At 72.2% G+C, this 1,561-nt stretch carries 1 protein-coding gene; it reads left to right on the top strand.

Annotated elements, in window-relative coordinates:
• The first annotated feature begins 312 nt into the window (after positions 1 to 312).
• On the top strand, positions 313 to 1,404 hold the full coding sequence (locus tag GA0115259_RS22635) for a hypothetical protein (protein ID WP_093600245.1): 1,092 nt from the start codon (positions 313 to 315) through the stop codon (positions 1,402 to 1,404).
• Positions 1,405 to 1,561 lie beyond the last annotated feature (157 nt).

A 1,561-nucleotide genomic window follows, 5' to 3' on the forward strand; every position in this document is an offset into this window, starting at 1 on the left:
CTGCGCGGACAGGCGTGCGACGAGGCGGCGGGACGCGGCGGGTGGGCGGGCCCGGACTCGATGCCGGCGTGGCCGGGCCGGGGCTGAGGGCTTCCGGGGCGGGGGCTAGAGCTTCCGGGCCGGGCTTGGTCCTCCGGGGCGGGGCCGGACCGATCGTACGAAGAGCCTCCCGGCTTCGCCCGTGTGATTCGTACGAAGAGTCTCGCGTGATCGACCGTCGAACGCCCGTACTTTAGGCCGAGCTTGTCCAATTTGGTCGATGAACTCGTAACAGGGGTTAGAGAGGTGGCGGACGGAGGGGAGGACCGGGACATGAACAACAACACCACCCCCCTCTCCCCCTGCCTCCTCAGTGACCTCGCGGGCTCCGGTGATGTGCGGCGCCGTGTGCTCTCGCTCGCGCAGTTGCGCGAGCACGGGGTGGCGGCGGGCCGGGCCGCGGCGCAGTGCCGGCCCGGTGGCCCTTGGCAGCAACTGCTGCCGGGGATCTATCTGCTGCACGCGGGGACGCCGACGAGCGAGGAGCGGCTGCACGCGGTGCTGCTGTACGCGGGCCGGCCGAGCGTGAAGGCGGTACCGGTGCAGCCGGGCCCGTCGTCGCCGTCCGCCACGCTGCCGTCGCCCCCGCCGCCGTACGACTCCGTGATGATCACCGGACTCGCGGCGCTGGCGCTGTACGGCTTCACGTCCACGCCGGGACTGCTCTCGCTGGAGCGGATCGACGTCCTGGTCCCGCGTACCCGGCGGCTGCGGTCGACGGGCTGCGCCCGGCTGATCCGTACCCACTCCCTGCCTCCGCCCGAGCAGATCACCGGACTCCCGGTGGCGCCCGTGGCCCGCGCGGTGGCCGACGCGATCGCGGAACTGACCGACGCGCGCACGGTGGTCGACCTGCTGACCGAGGCGGTACGGGGCGACCGCTGCGAACCGGCAGCGGTGGTCCAGGAGTTGAACCTCTCCGGCCTGCTGGCCCGGCCCTATGTGGTGGAGGCGGTGGACTCACTGCTCACGGAAGGGCGGGCGCTGGCGGAGAGGCGGCTGTACGAGATGGTGCGCGCGTACGAACTGTCCGAGCCGGTATGGAACGTCGACCTACGCCTTCCCGGCGGCCCGGACCTGGGCAGCGTGGACGCGTACTGGCCGGAGTTCGCGGTCGCGGTGGAACTGGACACGAGGCCCCCGCACCGGGCGAACGGCACCGACGACGGCCCGGACGAAGAGGCCGAGTGGTCGGCGACCGTCCGCAAGCGCGAACACCTGGAGCGCCTGGGCATCACCGTCGTCCACCTGACGCCGAGAAAACTCCGGGAGTCCCTGGAACAACAGGCGACGGTGGTCCGCACGGCGCTGATGACCGCGGATGCCCGGGACCCGGCGGCGCGGGTGGTGGTGCTCCCGAGATAACGCCGCCCGGCGGTGCCGGCGCCGGGGTGGGCGGTTCCGTCCTCAAACGCCGGACGGGCTGGATATGCGGCCCGGAACCGAACGGAAACCCGGCGTGCGGCGGGAGGGGGGCGGGGTCGTAGGAGGTGCGTGTCCGGACACTAAAGCGTGATTTGTG

The sequence above is a fragment of the Streptomyces sp. MnatMP-M17 genome, assembly GCF_900091995.1.
In the GTDB taxonomy this organism is placed as follows: Bacteria; Actinomycetota; Actinomycetes; order Streptomycetales; family Streptomycetaceae; genus Streptomyces.

What these genes read in the sequence shown, in the direction of transcription:
- GA0115259_RS22635 (WP_093600245.1), top strand. Translation starts at nt 313, where the DNA reads ATGAACAACAACACCACCCCCCTCTCCCCCTGCCTCCTCAGTGACCTC.